Annotated in this window: 16 protein-coding genes; 13 read left to right on the top strand and 3 right to left on the bottom strand. The window is 70.0% G+C overall.

Translation table 11 applies throughout. The features are described 5' to 3' along the window. Positions 1-23: 23 nt before the first annotated feature. Positions 24-1,442: an acetate metabolism transcriptional regulator RamB gene (gene ramB / locus HQ603_RS10555; protein WP_222684498.1), complete on the bottom strand. Its 1,419-nt coding sequence runs from the start codon at positions 1,440-1,442 to the stop codon at positions 24-26. A 386-nt stretch (positions 1,443-1,828) separates the two neighbouring features. On the opposite strand from ramB, the gene aceA reads away from it, so the two are divergent. From aceA to HQ603_RS10500, 11 genes are all read left to right on the top strand, one after another. Beyond that, positions 1,829-3,118 (top strand): isocitrate lyase, encoded by a 1,290-nt coding sequence (gene aceA / locus HQ603_RS10550; protein ID WP_222684497.1) that lies wholly within the window; start codon positions 1,829-1,831, stop codon positions 3,116-3,118. A 159-nt stretch (positions 3,119-3,277) separates the two neighbouring features. Continuing rightward, positions 3,278-4,162: a 3-hydroxybutyryl-CoA dehydrogenase gene (locus HQ603_RS10545; protein WP_222684496.1), complete on the top strand. Its 885-nt coding sequence runs from the start codon at positions 3,278-3,280 to the stop codon at positions 4,160-4,162. 251 nt (positions 4,163-4,413) lie between these two features. After that, a complete protein-coding gene (locus HQ603_RS10540; RefSeq protein WP_222684495.1) occupies positions 4,414-5,175 on the top strand; it encodes an MlaE family ABC transporter permease in 762 nt (253 codons plus the stop codon). 4 nt (positions 5,176-5,179) lie between these two features. Beyond that, positions 5,180-6,049 carry an MlaE family ABC transporter permease gene (locus tag HQ603_RS10535; protein WP_371831039.1) on the top strand — a complete coding sequence of 290 codons (870 nt, stop codon included), beginning with the start codon at positions 5,180-5,182 and terminating at the stop codon, positions 6,047-6,049. 4 nt (positions 6,050-6,053) lie between these two features. After that, entirely contained in the window at positions 6,054-7,100 is a 1,047-nt protein-coding gene (locus HQ603_RS10530) for an MlaD family protein (protein WP_222684493.1), read from the top strand. Next, positions 7,097-8,146 carry an MlaD family protein gene (locus tag HQ603_RS10525; RefSeq protein ID WP_308126455.1) on the top strand — a complete coding sequence of 350 codons (1,050 nt, stop codon included), beginning with the start codon at positions 7,097-7,099 and terminating at the stop codon, positions 8,144-8,146. The genes HQ603_RS10530 and HQ603_RS10525 overlap by 4 nt, the downstream gene beginning before the upstream one ends. Further along, complete coding sequence (locus HQ603_RS10520) at positions 8,143-9,123, top strand: MCE family protein (RefSeq protein WP_222684492.1); 981 nt, start codon at positions 8,143-8,145, stop codon at positions 9,121-9,123. The genes HQ603_RS10525 and HQ603_RS10520 overlap by 4 nt, the downstream gene beginning before the upstream one ends. Before the next feature lies 1 nt (position 9,124). Next, positions 9,125-10,183, top strand: coding sequence for an MCE family protein (locus HQ603_RS10515; protein WP_222684491.1), 1,059 nt, complete (start codon positions 9,125-9,127; stop codon positions 10,181-10,183). Next, positions 10,180-11,235, top strand: coding sequence for an MlaD family protein (locus HQ603_RS10510; protein ID WP_222684490.1), 1,056 nt, complete (start codon positions 10,180-10,182; stop codon positions 11,233-11,235). Before HQ603_RS10515 ends, HQ603_RS10510 begins: the two co-directional genes overlap by 4 nt. Next, on the top strand, positions 11,232-12,179 hold the full coding sequence (locus tag HQ603_RS10505; RefSeq protein ID WP_222684489.1) for an MlaD family protein: 948 nt from the start codon (positions 11,232-11,234) through the stop codon (positions 12,177-12,179). Before HQ603_RS10510 ends, HQ603_RS10505 begins: the two co-directional genes overlap by 4 nt. A 55-nt stretch (positions 12,180-12,234) precedes the next feature. After that, positions 12,235-12,918 carry a hypothetical protein gene (locus tag HQ603_RS10500; protein ID WP_222684488.1) on the top strand — a complete coding sequence of 228 codons (684 nt, stop codon included), beginning with the start codon at positions 12,235-12,237 and terminating at the stop codon, positions 12,916-12,918. Positions 12,919-12,928: 10 nt separating this feature from the next. On the opposite strand, the gene HQ603_RS10495 is transcribed toward HQ603_RS10500, so the two are convergent. Beyond that, positions 12,929-13,705 (bottom strand): class I SAM-dependent methyltransferase, encoded by a 777-nt coding sequence (locus HQ603_RS10495; protein ID WP_261773666.1) that lies wholly within the window; start codon positions 13,703-13,705, stop codon positions 12,929-12,931. A 34-nt stretch (positions 13,706-13,739) separates the two neighbouring features. On the opposite strand from HQ603_RS10495, the gene HQ603_RS10490 reads away from it, so the two are divergent. Both HQ603_RS10490 and HQ603_RS10485 read left to right on the top strand, forming a co-directional pair. Further along, complete coding sequence (locus tag HQ603_RS10490) at positions 13,740-13,997, top strand: hypothetical protein (protein WP_222684487.1); 258 nt, start codon at positions 13,740-13,742, stop codon at positions 13,995-13,997. A 136-nt stretch (positions 13,998-14,133) separates the two neighbouring features. Beyond that, a complete protein-coding gene (locus HQ603_RS10485; protein WP_222684486.1) occupies positions 14,134-15,174 on the top strand; it encodes an NAD(P)-dependent alcohol dehydrogenase in 1,041 nt (346 codons plus the stop codon). A gap of 50 nt (positions 15,175-15,224) precedes the next feature. On the opposite strand, the gene HQ603_RS10480 is transcribed toward HQ603_RS10485, so the two are convergent. Beyond that, entirely contained in the window at positions 15,225-16,079 is an 855-nt protein-coding gene (locus tag HQ603_RS10480) for a PPK2 family polyphosphate kinase (protein ID WP_222684485.1), read from the bottom strand. Positions 16,080-16,095 lie beyond the last annotated feature (16 nt).

The raw sequence follows: 16,095 nt of genomic DNA, 5'->3' as shown, positions 1-16,095 counted from the left end.
CGAACCGTAACGGACCGCGCGCGTCACCGGTCCCGGAGAACGTACGGGGACACCGAACTGCGGTGGGCGTCGATGTCGAGCGCCTTGCCCAGCGGCGGGAACGCGCGTTGCGGACAGTGCGCGCGTTCGCACACCCGGCAGCCCGCGCCGATCGGGGTGGCGCCGCGCGCGGTGTCGAGATCGAGGCCCTCCGCGTAGACCAGTCGCGACGCGTGCCGCAGCTCGCAGCCGAGGCCGATCGCGAAGGTCTTGCCGGGCTCGCCGTACCGCGCCGCGCGCCGTTCCACCGTGCGGGCGATCCACAGGTAACGACGCCCGTCGGGCATCTCGGCGATCTGCGTCATGATGCGGCCGGGGTAGGCGAAGGTCTCGTAGACGTTCCACAGCGGGCACGTGCCGCCGCTCGAGGAGAAATGGAACCCGGTGGCGGACTGGCGTTTCGACATGTTGCCGGCCCGGTCGACGCGGACGAAGGAGAACGGCACGCCGCGCAGCGACGGGCGCTGCAACGTCGACAGTCGGTGGCACACCGTCTCGTAGCTCACCGCGTAGTAGGCCGACAGCCGCTCGATGTCGTACCGGAAGTCCTCGGCCACCTCGTGGAACCTGGTGTAGGGCAACACCGTCGCCGCGGCGAAGTAGTTGGCCAGGCCCAGGCTGGCGAGCGCGCGGGACTCCTCGCCGGAGAAGTTGCCCTCGTCGACCAGCCGCCGAATCAGATCGCCGTTCTCGAGGTAGGCGAGCTCGGCGGCGAAGCGAAAGACCTTCTGCCCGCCGGACAATCGCGGCGAGATCTGGAGCAGGCGGGTGCGGGGATCGAAGCGGTGCAGCACGCCCTCGCCGAGGTCGATGCGCTCGACGATGTGGACGTCGTACAAATTCCGCAGCCGCTTGGCGATCTCGGCGGCGATGTCGGCGCGGTGGAAGCGCAGACGGTTGGCCAGGTCCTCGGCGGCCGTGTCGAGCTCGTCGAGATAGTTCTGCCGCCGGTAGAAATAGTCCCGCACCTCCTCGTGCGGCTTGGAGATCGCGCCGCTGCCGCTGCCGTCGGCGAAGCGGTCCTCGGTGGCGGCGGCCAGCTGCGCCGAGGTGTTGCGGTAGCGGCTGTGCATGTCCACCATCGCCCGCGCGAGGCCGGGGTGCGCGGAGACGAACGCCGCCAACTCGTCGACGTCCGTCGGGACCGCCACGTCCTGATCGAGCGTGACCTCGCGCAGCTCGGCGATCAGCCGGGTGTCGTCCTGGGTGGAGAAGAACGTGGTGTCGACGCCGAATGCCGTCGTGATGCGGGTGAGGACGGCGGCGGACAGGGGACGGACGTCGTGCTCGATCTGGTTGAGGTAGCTCGCGGAGATGTCGAGGCGCGCGGCGAGGGCGGACTGGGACAGTCCGCGCTCGAGGCGAAGCTGGCGCAACCGCGCGCCGACGTACGTCCGGGCCATGGACCGAGCCTAGAAGCCGCGCCGACGCGGACAAACAGTACGAACGTACGGTGACGTCGGTCACAGTGCGCGGTGCCGTCGGGTGCGTTCTCGGCGGCGGCGCGCGGCACCGCGGCGCCTCGTGGACTTTCGTGCATTTCGTTCCCGACGTGCGGCGATGCGGTTACCGACGAGTAGGGCGCGGCAGGGTTCGCCGTCCCGATCTTCGCAACATTCGCAGTATGCGCGTACTGCTTAACCGAACTTTACAGTCGCAGCAGGTAGACACCGTTTTTCGGCTGTGCCATCGTGGTCGAGTACATCCGATCCGCCTGACAAGCCTGCGAAGACCCCCGGGTCCGAGGCACGTGCCGTCGGCGGACGAAACCGAAGAGACGGAGCAGTCGATGTCGACCACCGGTACCCCCAGGACCACCGAAGAGATCCAGAAGGATTGGGACACCAACCCCCGCTGGAAGGGTGTGGAGCGCAACTACACCGCCCAGCAGGTCAGCGACCTCCAGGGATCGGTCGTCGAGGAGGCGACCCTCGCGCGTCGCGGCTCGGAAATCCTCTGGGACCTCGTGAACAACGAGGACTACATCAACTCCCTCGGCGCCCTCACCGGCAACATGGCCGTGCAGCAGGTGCGCGCCGGCCTCAAGGCCATCTACCTCTCCGGCTGGCAGGTCGCCGGTGACGCCAACCTCTCCGGCCACACCTACCCGGACCAAAGCCTCTACCCGGCCAACTCCGTGCCGTCCGTCGTGCGCCGCATCAACAACGCGCTGCTCCGCGCCGACGAGATCGCCAAGATCGAGGGCGACACCTCGGTGAGCAACTGGCTCGCCCCCATCGTCGCCGACGCCGAGGCCGGCTTCGGTGGCGCGCTCAACGCCTACGAGCTGCAGAAGGCCATGATCGCCGCCGGCGCCGCCGGCGTGCACTGGGAGGACCAGCTCGCCTCGGAGAAGAAGTGCGGCCACCTCGGTGGCAAGGTGCTCATCCCGACGCAGCAGCACATCCGCACCCTGACCTCGGCGCGCCTCGCGTCCGACGTCGCGGACGTCCCCTCGGTCATCATCGCCCGCACCGACGCCGAGGCCGCCACGCTCATCACCTCCGACGTCGACGAGCGCGACCGCGAGTTCCTCGACGGCACCCGCACGGCCGAGGGCTTCTTCGGCGTCAAGAACGGCATCGAGCCCTGCATCGCCCGCGCCAAGGCCTACGCCCCCTTCGCCGACCTCATCTGGATGGAGACCGGCGTGCCGGACCTCGAGGTCGCCAAGAAGTTCGCCGAGTCGGTGCGCGCCGAGTTCCCGGACCAGCTCCTCGCCTACAACTGCTCGCCCTCCTTCAACTGGAAGGCGCACCTGGACGACGCGACCATCGCCAAGTTCCAGCGTGAGCTCGGCGCCATGGGCTTCAAGTTCCAGTTCATCACCCTCGCCGGCTTCCACTCGCTCAACTACGGCATGTTCGACCTGGCCCACGGCTACGCCCGCGAGGGCATGACCGCCTTCGTCGACCTGCAGGAGCGCGAGTTCAAGGCCGCCGCCGAGCGTGGCTTCACCGCCATCAAGCACCAGCGCGAGGTCGGTGCGGGCTACTTCGACCGCATCGCCACCACGGTCGACCCCAACACCTCCACCGCCGCCCTCAAGGGCAGCACCGAAGAGGGCCAGTTCCACTAGGAGCAGCCCCGCCTCTCCGAGGTTTCTTCACACCAGTCAGGCGGTCCGCGACATCCGTTGCGGGCCGCCTGTCTCGTACCCGTGGGCTTCGCCCGTTCCCGACCAGAGTCACCCCCACCTCGCCGTCGCGCGGGGACCGTGCACCGTGAAGGAGATTTCGTGTCCAGCGAGAAGATCGAGCGCGTCGGCATCGTCGGCGCCGGGCAGATGGGCGCCGGTATCGCCGAGGTGTGTGCTCGCGCCCGCGTCGACGTCCTCGTGTTCGAGAAGACCGCCGAGCTCGCCGACGCCGGCCGAGCCCGCATCCGCAAGTCCCTCGACCGCGGCGTCTCCAGCGGCAAGATCACCGAGCGCGAACGCGACCAGGCCGCCGACTGCCTGCGCTTCACCACCGACCTCGCCGACTTCGCCGACCGGCAGATCGTCGTCGAGGCCGTCCTCGAGAACGAGCGCATCAAGACCGAGATCTTCGCCGAACTCGACCGCGTCGTCACCGACGACGACGCCGTGCTGGCCTCCAACACGTCGTCGCTGCCCATCACGCGAATCGCCACGGCCACCACCCGGCCCGAGCGGGTCGTCGGCCTGCACTTCTTCAATCCCGTGCCGGTGCTGCCGCTGGTCGAGCTGATCCCGTCGCTCCGCACGTCGGACGCGGTGATCGAGCGCGCCGAACGCTTCGCGGCCGACGTCCTGGGCAAGCAGGTGGTCCGCGCGTCGGACCGATCGGGCTTCGTCGTCAACGCCCTGCTGGTGCCGTACCTACTGTCCGCCGTCCGCATGGTGGAGTCCGGGTTCGCCACCACCGAGGACATCGACAAGGCGACCGTCCTCGGCCTGGCCCACCCCATGGGACCGCTGGCGCTGTCCGACCTCATCGGGCTCGACACGGTCAAGTCCATCGCCGACTCGATGTACGAGGAGTACAAGGAGCCGCTGTACGCGGCGCCGCCGTTGCTCCTGCGCATGGTCGAGGGCGGTCTGTTGGGCAAGAAGAGCGGTCAGGGCTTCTACACGTACGAGAACGGACGCATCGTGTCCTGACCGGCCGCGATCGGCCCCTCGACGCGCGTCCCGACGGCCCGACACCCCGACCTTCACCGACTCGGTGGGATGTCCCGGGGGGTCGGGCCGTCGGCTGTATCCCGTCACCGAACCGTTCCGAAACCGACCTCGATCCTGTTTCGTCCGGCTAGTTTTCTCCCGTTCACACAGCCGCGGGGGAGCGGAACGAGCAACGGGGGGTCGTCATCGTCGGCAGCAACGCACGCTCGCGCTCGCGCGTCGCGACGAGCATGCGCACGTTCGGACGGTTCGCCGACCTCACGGCCGCGGCGTTCGGCTACCTCGCGCGTGATCTGGTCGCGCTGCGGTTCGCGTGGCGGGAAGCGCTGGACCAGGCGTGGTTCATGGTCACCGTGACCGTGCTCCCCGCCGTCCTGGTGTCCATCCCGTTCGGCGTCATCGTCTCCGTCCAGGTCGGCAGCCTCACCTCGCAGATCGGAGCCACCTCCATCTCGGGCGCGGCCGGGGGTCTCGGCGTCATCCGCCAGGGCGCCCCGATCGTCACCGCGCTGCTCCTCGGCGGCGCCGCCGGATCCGCCATCGCCGCCGACCTCGGCGCCCGCACGGTGCGCGAGGAGATCGACGCCATGCGGGTCATGGGCATCGACCCCGTTCGCCGTCTCGCCAGTCCCCGGCTGGCCGCGATGATCGTGGTCGCGCCCCTGCTGTGCTCGCTGGTGATCTTCATGGGCCTCGTGTCCGGCTACGTGGTCAACGTCGGGTTCCAGGGCGGCACGCCGGGCAGCTACCTCGCCTCGTTCGCGTCCTTCGCATCCGCCACCGACCTCGTCGTCGCCCTGGTGAAGGCGGAGATCTTCGGCGTCATCGTGGTCCTCGTCGCCTGCCAACGTGGCTTCGAGGCCACCGCCGGTCCCCGCGGCGTCGCCAACGCGGTCAATGCGTCCGTCGTCGTCGGTGTCATCGCGGCCTTCGTCGTCAACGTCCTGGCCACGCAGTTGGTGTCCATGTTCCTTCCGCAGCGGCTGGGGTGAGCACGTGACCGTCGCACGCTATTCGCCGCCGGGCACCGCCGGCCTCGCCCGCGCGGGTCGGCGCCTGGGGCGTCTGCCGCTCTCCGCCGCCGAGCACCTCGGCCACCAGCTCACCTTCGTGCTGCAGGTGCTCGCCGCGGTGCCGCACACCCTGCGCGCGTACCGCCGTCAGACCATGCTCGTGCTCACCGACATCACCTGGGGCAGCGGCAACCTGGTGGTCGGCGGCGGCACGGTCTCGGTGCTGGTCATCCTCGGCATCGCCGTCGGATCGTCCATCGGCATCGAGGGGTACAACGCGCTGAACCTCGTCGGCATGGGCCCGCTCACCGGCTTCATCTCCGCGTACGCCAGCACCCGCGAGCTGGCGCCCATGATCGCCGCCATCGGCTTCGCCTCGCAGGCCGGGTGCCGCATGACCGCCGAGATCGGCGCCATGCGCATCTCGGAGGAGATCGACGCGCTCGAGGTGGTCGGCATCCGGTCGATCCCGTTCGTGGTGACCACTCGCGTCATCGCCGGCGTGCTGACCATCGTGCCGCTCTACCTGCTCACCCTGGTGCTCGGCTACGTCTCGTGCGCCCTGGTCGTGGGGCTGTTCGGCAATCAGTCGTCCGGGACGTACGACCACTACTTCTCGACGTTCCTCAGCCTGTCCGACCTCGGCTGGTCCCTGCTCAAGGCCACCGTGTTCGTCGCCGCGGTGATCCTGATCCACGGTTACCAGGGCTACTACGCCACCGGCGGTCCCGAGGGCGTCGGGCGAGCATCGGGACGGGCCATTCGTGCCTCGCTCATCGTCATCGTCGTGCTCGACATGATCATGACGGTGGTCATCTGGGGCGCCGACGTCGGCATCAGGATCTCGGGGTAGCGCCATGGCAGTCTTCGACGATCTCTCCAAGCGGTCCGCCGGACCCCGCACGCTCCGCATACGCGGCCTCGCCGTGGCGGTGGTGTTGCTCCTGGTCGGCGTGGTGCTGACGTCCTACGCCCGCGGCGAGTTCGAGTCGCGGTTCGACGTGACCTTCGACAGCGCGAGCGTCGGCGACGGTCTCGCCGTCGGCTCCGACGTCAAGTACCGCGGCCTGCCCGTCGGTCGCGTCGACGAGATCGAGCCGGTCGGCTTCGGTCGACAGCGCGTGCACGCCCACCTCGAGCCGGCCGTCGCGGAGGTGCTCACCGACGACATCACCGCACGGTTCTCCTCGGCCACCGTGTTCGGCGCGACGGTGATCGAGCTGTTCTCCGAGGGGCGCGGCGCGCCCCTCGAAGAGGACGCCACCGTCGAACTCGGCGACGACAGCGAGACCGCCACCGTCACCGGCGTGTTCCGGCGGCTCGCCGACCTGACCGACGTGCTCGATGCCGACAACACCGACCGCGTGCTCGACCTGATGTCGCGGGTGTCCACCAACTTCGGTGACGGGTTGAAGCCCTTCTTCGACACCGCGCAGATGATGGCCGAGACGCAGCGCGCACCGCTGTCCTGGAAGCTCGTCCGCGGCGCCGAGCTCGGCGACGGTCTGCGCGAGTCCATCGGCCCCATCGTCGACGTGGTGTCCCAGGTGGTGGCGTCCAGCGAGTACTTCGAGGACCCGGCCAACCGGGACCGCGCGATCAAGGCGATGTCCGGACTCGGGTCCGGGCTGAGCGTTCCCCTGGGAGATCTGTTGCGAGACAACAATCCGCACCTGAAACCGCTGCTGGACACCACTCTCGACGTGCTGATCCCGGTCGCGCTGTCCGCGGGCACACTCGCGCCCGCCTACCAGCGTGTGCCGAACGTCCTGCAGGGCATCGAGGACGCGTTCCCGACGGTCGACGGACGGACCCAGCTGCAACTGCAGGTGATCGTGACCTCCATGCCGGCCATGGCCGGTCCGGTGGAGGCGTTCCTCCAGCGCGCGGGAGGCACCCCGTGAGCCGGTCCTCCGCCGTGGGATTTCCCGTCGCGACCGTGGTCAAGCTGGCCGTGTTCGCCGTGGTGGCGATTCTCTGCCTGGTGCTCATCGGGAACGCTCTGGTGGCCGGCGGCGGCGACGACCGAGCGCGCTTCGACGCCCGCTTCGACGACGTGTCCGGTCTCTACACCGGGGACGACGTGCGCCTGTCCGGCGTGCTGGTCGGCACGGTGACCGGGATCGACCTCGACGGCGACCGCGCGAAGGTGACGTTCGAGGTGGACGGCGACCGCCCCGTCACCACCACCACGAAGGCCGCGGTGCGCTACCAGAATCTCCTCGGTCAGCGGTACCTCGAGCTGATCCAGGACGAGGCCGCGGGCACGCCGCTGACGTCGGGATCCTCGTTCGCCGACGAGCGCACGGTGCCGTCGTTCGACATCACCACGCTCTTCGACGGGTTCCAGCCGATCTTCGAGACCATCGACACCGAGCAGGTCAACCGCTTCACCCAGAACGTGCTCGATCTGGTGCAGGGCGACGGCGCCGGCCTCGGTCCCGTCCTGCGCGACCTCGACGGTCTGACCACCTACGCCCAGCAGCGCGAACAGATCATCGTGCTGCTGATCCGCAACCTCGGCGCCATCTCCGGGGTGGTCGGCCAGCGGTCCGAGCAGCTCGGCCGACTGTTCGCCGAACTCGATCGCGTGGTGTCCACCTTCGGCAACCAGGCGGACGAGCTGATCGCCAACCTCGACGACATCAACGCCGGTCAGGGCCCGTTCCTGAACCTCGGCGAGGCCCTGCGCGACACCTACGACTCCGAGTACGGCCCCGTGGACGCCGCGTTCAAGCGACTCGTTCCCGGCGCCCAGCAGATCGTGGACCTGCTCGCGATGGTCCCCAGCCTGCTGCGCGGCGTCGACCGGTCGCTGCAGTCCGGCGGCCAGGAGGGCCAGGCGTCCGGCGGCGCGGGCGAGGTGTACGCGTGCTCGTCGGGTCGGTCCGACATCCCGGGCATCGGGTCGGTCGTGCTCGGCAACCAGCGATTGGTGGTGTGCAGATGAGCTCGGTCCGTGCGGGCACCCAGACCGTCTGGGGCATCGTCGGCGTCGTGGTGGTGGTGCTCGCCGTGGCGGCGGCCGTCGTCCTCTACGTCCTGCCGCTGGGCCACCGGACGTACACCGCGGCGTTCGAGAACACCGGCGGCGCGCACGCCGGTGACGACGTGCGGATCGCCGGCATCTCCGTCGGCACCGTCACCGGCATGCAGTTGCGCGACGACCACGTCGAGGTCGCCTTCGAGGTGCGCGAGGACATCGAGCTCGGCGACGCGACGTCGATGGGCGTTCGGCTGCTCACCCCGGTCGGCGGACACTACTTCGCGCTGCGTCCCGGCGGAACGGGCGAGCTGCCGGAAGGGCGAATCCCGGTCGAGCACACCACCGTGCCCTTCTCGCTCTCCGACACGGTGGAGGCCGCCACTCCCATCCTGCGCGATCTGAACGGAAAGACGTTGCGGGAGAACGTGGTCGAGCTGGACCGCGCCGTGCAGTCGCAGCCCGAGTCGATCCGTCGGATCACCGACAACCTCACCTCGCTGACCGCGGCCGTCGCGGACCGCCAGGACGATCTGGACCGCAGCCTGAACGTCGCCGACGAGTACCTCGGCGCGCTGGCGACCGACCGCGAGGTGCTGCTCGGACTGCTGCAGCAGATCGGCATCATCACCTCGAAGCTCGGCGCCAAGCGGGCCGACGTCGCCGCCGCGGCCGACAAGCTCTACCGCCTGTTCAACCTGCTGCACCGGCCGATCGTCGCGCTCGAGGAAGGCCTCGGGCCCACCATCGAGGAACTCGAATCGCTCGCCGCCACCCTGCGCGAGCAGACCGTCACGCTCGACGACGCCATCGTCGCCGGCCGGGAGTTCTCCGACTCCATGGCGGAGATCTTCGCGACCGGCGCCGGCGCCGTCGTCGATCGCGGGGACGACGTCGTCACCGGCACCGCCCTGTGCGTGCCCGTTCCGGGAAGGAGCTGCTGAGGTGGCAGCACCACGCAAGGCCGTCGTCGTCGGTCTGGCGGCCGTCCTGGTCGTCGGCGCCGGCACCGCCGCGTCGTCCGCCGCGAAGCTCGTGTCGACCTCGCGCACCGAGATGTGCGCGGACATGGCCGACTCGGTGGGTCTCTACGAGGGCAACAACGTGACGCTGCTCGGGATCCCGGTCGGCGAGGTGAGCCGCATCGAACCGCGCGGCGACCACGTCCGCGTCACCATGGCGGTCGACGAGACGCTCGCGCTGCCCGCGGACGTCGGCGCGGTGACGCTGTCGGACTCGATCGTCACCGACCGCCGGCTCGAACTGACGACGCCCTACCGCGACGGCGTTCGCTTCGACCGCGGCGAGTGCATCCCGCTGGAGCGGACCCGCACTCCGCTGGGGATCAGCGACACGCTCACCGCGGTGAACGACCTGGGTGCCGAGCTGCTCGGGACCACGTCCACCACCGATCCGGTCTCGCCCCGCCCGCCGGAGGAACAGCTGCTCGGCGACACGCTCCGGTCCCTCGACGCCGCGCTCGACGGCAGCGGCGACGAGCTGGGGACGGCGCTGTCGCAGATCTCCGCGCTCGTCGGCAATCCGGCGAACAAGGACACCCAGGTGCGGCGGATGATGGACAACATCGACCTGCTGACCACCACGTTGGTCGACCGGTGGCCCGAGATCACCAGGCTCGTGGAGAACCTGAAGCAGGGACTCGGCGCCGCCGGCGAGTTCTCGGAGCGGTTCGCGCAGGGCATCGACCTCACCGTCGAGTTCCTGCCGATCCTCGAACGCACACTGCCGAAGTTCGCGCCCAAGCTCTACCAGGTTCTCGACGTGCTCGTTCCGATCGTCGCGATCGTGGTGAGCAAGGTCGGCGACATCGCGAGCATCCTCTCGCGCGTGCCCAAGGCCGCCGAGCAGACCGCGTCGCTCACCGATCCGGCGACCGGCGCCGCGCGGCTGACGTACGTTCCGCCGAAGGTCGAGCCGGCCGGGGGCAACTCCGTCGCCGTCGATCTGGTCCCGATGGTCCTCGGTACGGCGGGCACCCGATGAGGCGGCACACGACCCGACCGTGGATGCGCGCGCTCGCCGCCGCGGTCGCCGCGGCGACGGCGGTCTCCGTCGCCGGGTGCGGCGCGTCGATCGCCGACCTGCCGCTGCCCGGGAGCTACGTCCCCGGCCCGACGTACCGGGTGAACATCGAGTTCTCCTCGGTTCTCAATCTGCCCGACCGTGCCAAGGTGGTGCTCGACGGGGTGGACGTCGGGTTGCTGGACTCGGTGACGCTCGTCGGCACCACGGCCGTCGCCGCCGTCGACATCGACCGGACCGTCGAGCTGCCCGCGGCGACCCGCGCCGAGCTGCGGCAGGGGACCATCCTCGGCGAGATCTACGTCTCGCTGCAGCGGCCCGCGCCGGACGCACCGCAGGGCGGGGCCCTGCAGGACGGGGACACCATCCCGCTCGAGCGGACGGACCCGGCGGACAACGTCGAGGACGTCCTGCGCGGCCTGTCCGAGGTGGTGGCCGGCGGACACATCGTCGACTTCCAGCGCTCGATCGACCGGTTCAACCGCGCGATCCCCGCGCCCGAGACGGTCGATCTGATCAACGAGAAGGCCCGGCAGGCGCTGACCGACCTGGCCACGAACGACGACGAGCTCGACCGCATCCTCGGCGCCGCGGAAGCGGTGTTCGGCTCGTTCGCCGCCCGCACCGACACGCTCGACACGGTGCTGACCACCGGCCCCGAACGCGTCGGCGGCCTCGCCGACGCCCTGTTGGTCGTCGTCGACGCCCTGATCGACCTCGGGTACATGTCCCGGAACATCGGCGACGTCATCAACCCGGTGTACGGCGACCTGCGGGACGTCGTCGCCACGCTGCAGCCGATGGTGCGCACGCTCGCCACGGCCGACCTGACGGCGCCGATGCTGGCGTCGCGAATGGACGCGCTGCTGCGGGATCGTCTGGTGCCGTTCTTCTCCACGACGCCCGACGTCCGGGTCACGTCGGTGTCCGGCCCGCCCGCACCCGGACAGGCACCGGTGGACCGGGCGAACGAGATGATCGCGGTGCTCCGCGGGATCGGATTCGTGCGATGAAGACACTCCTGTCCGTGGGCGCGCTGGTGGTGGTGGCCGTGCTGGGCGTGGCCTACCTCGCGCTCGGCGTGCTGGACATGGATCCGCGGCGCGACCACCTGACCCTCACCGTCCCGCTCACCACCTCCGGCGGGTTGATCGACACGTCGCAGGTGACCCTGCGGGGCGCCGAGATCGGGCGGGTCGAGCGCATCGACGTCGGGCGGGACGGGCTCGAGGCGGTGGTCCGGGTGGACGCCGCCGACCCGATCCCGCGGGACACCGAGGTGCGGGTTTCCAACCTCTCCGCCGCCGGCGAGCAGTTCCTCGACTTCCGGCCGCGCACCGCGTCGGGGCCGTTCCTGTCCGACGGCGACACGGTCGACTCCGACAACGTGGTGGTGTCCCCGAGCGTGAGCGACACCCTCGCGGTGGCCGAGGCGCTGACCGCGGAGATCGACACGCGGGCCCTCGGCGGCATCGTCGACACCGTCGACACCGCGACCCGAGGCCGCGAACCGGAGATCGACAACGTCGTCGAGGTGTTGCGCCTGCTGTCGCTGACCCTCCAGGACAAGAAGGATGTGGTCCGCCAGCTCTACTACAACCTGCAGGTGCTCGGCGAGAACGCGTACGCCGACTCCCTCGGCCCGCGGCTCGCGGACACCGTGCCGGAGCTGCGCCTGTCCGGCAACGCCCTCGAACATCTCATCGGGTCCTACCAGGACTACTCGTACGTCGGCGAGACGGTGTGGGACGGCGAACTCGGCCGGCTCGTACCCAAGATCGACGAGTACCTCAGCCAGGTGTCCCCGGACCTCGGGTTCATCGCGACGGTCCTGCGCCCGGTGACCCGCCCTATCCGCCCGCTGCGGGTCGACGCGGGTGCCCTCGTGACCATGCTCGAGCAGGTCTTCCCCCGTGGTGGACCCGCTCGCGTCTCCGTCACCCTGCCGCCGAACTGACCGACCCCGCCCCGATCAGCTCCGGGCCGATTCCGCCCGGACCGAAAGGACGTTCATGAGTACCGAGCTCGACAAGAACCACACCGATTCCGGCCGCCCCGAGTCGGACCTCGACGAATTCGACTTCGTCGACCAGGGCGCGACGACCACGACGGGCACGGCCGCGACCGACGCCCCCGCCGCATCCGACGCGCCGGCCGACGGGAACGCCGACCGGGGCGGGACCGCTCGCTCCGGCCGCCGGACGACGGTTCTCCTCGCCGTCGTCGCCGTGCTGGCCGTGCTCGCGGCCGGGCTCGCGGTGTGGCAGTGGCGCTCCGCGGCGGGGGCATTGGACGCGGAGCGGGCGGCCGACGCCGACCGCGCGGCAGCGGTGGACGTCGCCCGCGGATACACCGAGCGGTCCCTGACCTACGACCACACGAACATCGACGGCTTCTTCGCGGGCGTCGAGGAGGGCACCACGGACGCACTGCGCGAGCGGTTCGACGGGGTGCGCGAGGTGCTGACGCAGATCATGACGGACTCGCAGGTGGTGGCCTCGGGCGCCGTGAACGCGGCGACGGTGACGGCGCAGGACGGTGGCGTCTACACGGTCAAGGTGTTCGCCACGCAGACCACGCAGAACCTGCAGCAGCCGGAGCCCGGCGCCGTGCCCACCCTGCTGACCGTGACCGTCGAGAAGGACGGGGATCGGTGGTTGGTGTCGGACTACGGCGCGGATACCGGAGCGGCGTAGCCGCGGATCGTCAGACTTTCCTGCCGGTCACGAACTGCGCCGCGCCGTGAATGCGCTGCTCGACGAACGCGAAGCCGGCGCGGTCGAGCGCGTCGGTGAAGGTGTCCGGGTCGAAGACCTCGAGTCCGCTGGGGCGGACGGCGGCGGCCATGACGCTGCCGACCGGGTCGGGGCCGCGGCGCACGGTGGTCATCAGAGCGATGCGTCCGCCGGGGCGCAGCACCCGCACGAGCTCGGCGAGCACGCGCAGCGGTTCCGGGACGAGGTACAGCGCGGCGTAGCAGCAGACGGCGTCGACGGAGCCGTCCTCGAACGGCAGGTCGCGCGCGTCGCCGAGGACGTACGCGACGTGGTCGGGCCGGTCGGTGTCGGCGGCGGCGCGGGCGAGCATGGGCTCGGAGGCGTCGAGTCCGATGACCAGGGCGTCGTCCCGGCCGGCGTCGACGAGCGCGTCGGCGAGGTACCGGGTGAAACCGCCGGGTCCGCAGGCGACGTCGAGCACCACCCGGGTGTCCGGGTCGACCAGGCCGAGGTCGCGGACGGCGAGAGTGCGTTCGGTCTCGACGGTCGGTCCGCCGAGGCCCATCCAGAGGCGGAACAGGGGACGCCACGCCCGCTCGTAGATCGTCGCGAGCGGGCCGAAGCGCATGAGCCGCTGGGCCGCGCGGGACGGCGCCGGACCGGGGTCGGGTCGGCGAACGTCGAGAACGCCGTCGTCACGAAGGGTGCTCGGGGTGCCGGGACGGAGGAGTGATCGGGTGCGGTCCACAGCGCGCGCGTCGGCCATGGGACCACGGTAGGTCGGGTACTACAGTTCGGCCATGGCATCCATCACCGTTCCCACTGTCGCCGGCGTCGTGCTGGCGGCGACGGGCGCAGCGCACTTCGTCGCCCCCGACGCGTTCCGGCCCATCACCGAGCCGGTCTTCCCCGACGACACGCGGACGTGGACGTACCGCAACGGCGCGTCGGAGCTGGCGATCGGGACGGCGATCGCGATCCCGGCGACGCGGAAGATCGGGTTGGTGGGCCTCGCCGCGTACGTCGGCTTCCTGGGGTACCGCGCCGTCACCGGCTGAGGCCCCTCACCGACACCGCGGACGCTCACCCGAGTCCGCGGCGACACGCGGGAGCTTTCGGACGACACGGACATCGTGGTGTGGCCCGGGTCGGATGTTGTTTACCAGTCAACGATGCACGGGTACGCATGACGACATGTCCACAGCTACCGCATATCAGGCCACCGCTCCCGACGCGCCGCTCGAGAAGACCACGATCGAGCGTCGCGAACTCGGCCCGCACGACGTCCTGATCGACGTCAAATTCGCCGGCATCTGCCACTCCGACATCCACACCGCGCGCAACGAGTGGGGCGGCACCACGTATCCCGTCGTGCCGGGCCACGAGATCGCCGGCATCGTCGCCGAGGTCGGCTCCGAGGTCACCACCCGCAAGGTCGGCGACCGCGTCGGCGTCGGCTGCTTCGTCGATTCCTGCGGCGAGTGCGAGGCGTGCCGGGACGGCGACGAGCAGTACTGCACCAAGGGCGTCGTCCAGACCTACAACTCGGAGACCTACGAGGGCGAGTTCACCCACGGCGGCTACTCCACGCAGATCGTCGTGACCGAGCGCTTCGTCCTCGGGATCCCCGAGGGCGTGGACCTCGACGTCGCCGCGCCGCTGCTGTGCGCCGGCATCACCCTGTACTCCCCGCTCAAGCACTGGGGTGCGGGGCCGGACAAGAAGGTCGCCATCATCGGCATGGGCGGCCTGGGCCACATCGGCGTCAAGATCGCCCACGCCCTCGGCGCCCACGTCACCGTGCTCAGCCAGACGCTGAGCAAGGAGGAGGACGGCAAGCGCCTCGGGGCCGACGAGTACTACGCCACCAAGGACACCACCGCGCTGAAGGACCTGCGCGGGAAGTTCGACCTGATCCTCAACACCGTGTCGGCCAACCTGCCGATGGGCGACTACCTCGGGCTGCTCGCCCGCAACGGCACCCTCGTCGAGCTCGGTGTGCCGGAGAAGCCCCTCGAGGTGCCGGCGTTCAACCTGCTGGCCAACCGTCGCTCGTTCGCCGGGTCGATGGTCGGCGGCATCGCCGAGACCCAGGAGATGCTCGACTTCTGCGCCGAGCACCACATCGGCGCCGAGATCGAGGTCATCCCGGCCGAGAAGATCAACGAGGCGTACGACCGCGTCGTGAAGTCGGACGTGCGCTACCGCTTCGTCATCGACACCGCGACTCTCTGATCGCCGTCGACACCGCGACTCTCTGATCCAGACTCCGTCGAGCAGCGCCGTCAGCTCTCCTGCAGCCGGCGGCGCTGCTCCTCGACGTCGAAATCCGCTGCGGGCCAGTCCAGCTCGAACCCGTGCAGGGCTTCGACGAGCAGCTCGGTGATCGCGACCCGGCTGTACCACTTACGGTCGCACGGCACCACGTGCCACGGCGCGTACTCCGTCGAGGTCCGCTGGAGGACCGCGTCGTAGGCCGCCATGTAGTCGTTCCACCAGCCCCGCTCGGTGACGTCCGACGGGTCGAACTTCCAGTACTTGTCCGGCCGCCGGAGCCGCCGGGCGAGTCGGTCCCGCTGCTCGTCCTTCGACAGCGCCAGCGCGACCTTGATCAGCGTGGTGCCGGACTCCACCACGCGCTTCTCGAAGGCGTTGATCTCGTCGTAGCGGGCTTCCCACACCTCGCGCGGCACCATGTCGTGCACCCGGACGATCAGCACGTCCTCGTAGTGCGAGCGGTCGAACACGCCGATCTGTCCCGCGCGCGGCAGCGCCTTCTCGACGCGCCACAGGAACGGATGCGCCCGCTCCTCCTCGGTGGGGGCGGCGAACGAGGTGTGGTCGACGCCCTGCGGTTCCACCTGTCCCAGAACGTGTTTGACGATGCCGCCCTTGCCGGACGTGTCCATTCCCTGCAGCACGAGCAGCACCGATCGCCGGTCGCCGGAGCGTCCGTTGGCGTACAGCTTCTCCTGCAGCTCCAGCAGGTCGGCGGCGCGCGCGTCGAGCCACGCCTTGCCGTCCGACTTCGAGCCGTCGAACCCCGGCTTGGCGTAGGTGTCGACGTCGCCGAACGAGACGTCGGGATCGACCCGCAGGATCTCCGTCGCCGACCCCGACCACCCGCTGCGCGAACTCATGGCCAGAACTGTAGGG

The sequence above is a fragment of the Rhodococcoides corynebacterioides genome, assembly GCF_019834675.1.
In the GTDB taxonomy this organism is placed as follows: Bacteria; Actinomycetota; Actinomycetes; order Mycobacteriales; family Mycobacteriaceae; genus Rhodococcoides; species Rhodococcoides corynebacterioides_A.
Note: the sequence above shows the minus strand (reverse complement) of the source record. Positions and strands in the feature narration are given on the sequence as shown.

Coding starts and splice junctions, on each gene's coding strand:
- HQ603_RS10505 (WP_222684489.1), top strand. CDS start 11,232: ATGAAGACACTCCTGTCCGTGGGCGCGCTGGTGGTGGTGGCCGTGCTG.
- HQ603_RS10540 (WP_222684495.1), top strand. CDS start 4,414: ATGCGCACGTTCGGACGGTTCGCCGACCTCACGGCCGCGGCGTTCGGC.
- HQ603_RS10485 (WP_222684486.1), top strand. CDS start 14,134: ATGTCCACAGCTACCGCATATCAGGCCACCGCTCCCGACGCGCCGCTC.
- HQ603_RS10495 (WP_261773666.1), bottom strand. CDS start 13,705: ATGGCCGACGCGCGCGCTGTGGACCGCACCCGATCACTCCTCCGTCCC.
- HQ603_RS10480 (WP_222684485.1), bottom strand. CDS start 16,079: ATGAGTTCGCGCAGCGGGTGGTCGGGGTCGGCGACGGAGATCCTGCGG.
- HQ603_RS10510 (WP_222684490.1), top strand. CDS start 10,180: ATGAGGCGGCACACGACCCGACCGTGGATGCGCGCGCTCGCCGCCGCG.
- HQ603_RS10500 (WP_222684488.1), top strand. CDS start 12,235: ATGAGTACCGAGCTCGACAAGAACCACACCGATTCCGGCCGCCCCGAG.
- ramB (WP_222684498.1), bottom strand. CDS start 1,442: ATGGCCCGGACGTACGTCGGCGCGCGGTTGCGCCAGCTTCGCCTCGAG.
- aceA (WP_222684497.1), top strand. CDS start 1,829: ATGTCGACCACCGGTACCCCCAGGACCACCGAAGAGATCCAGAAGGAT.
- HQ603_RS10490 (WP_222684487.1), top strand. CDS start 13,740: ATGGCATCCATCACCGTTCCCACTGTCGCCGGCGTCGTGCTGGCGGCG.
- HQ603_RS10520 (WP_222684492.1), top strand. CDS start 8,143: ATGAGCTCGGTCCGTGCGGGCACCCAGACCGTCTGGGGCATCGTCGGC.
- HQ603_RS10530 (WP_222684493.1), top strand. CDS start 6,054: ATGGCAGTCTTCGACGATCTCTCCAAGCGGTCCGCCGGACCCCGCACG.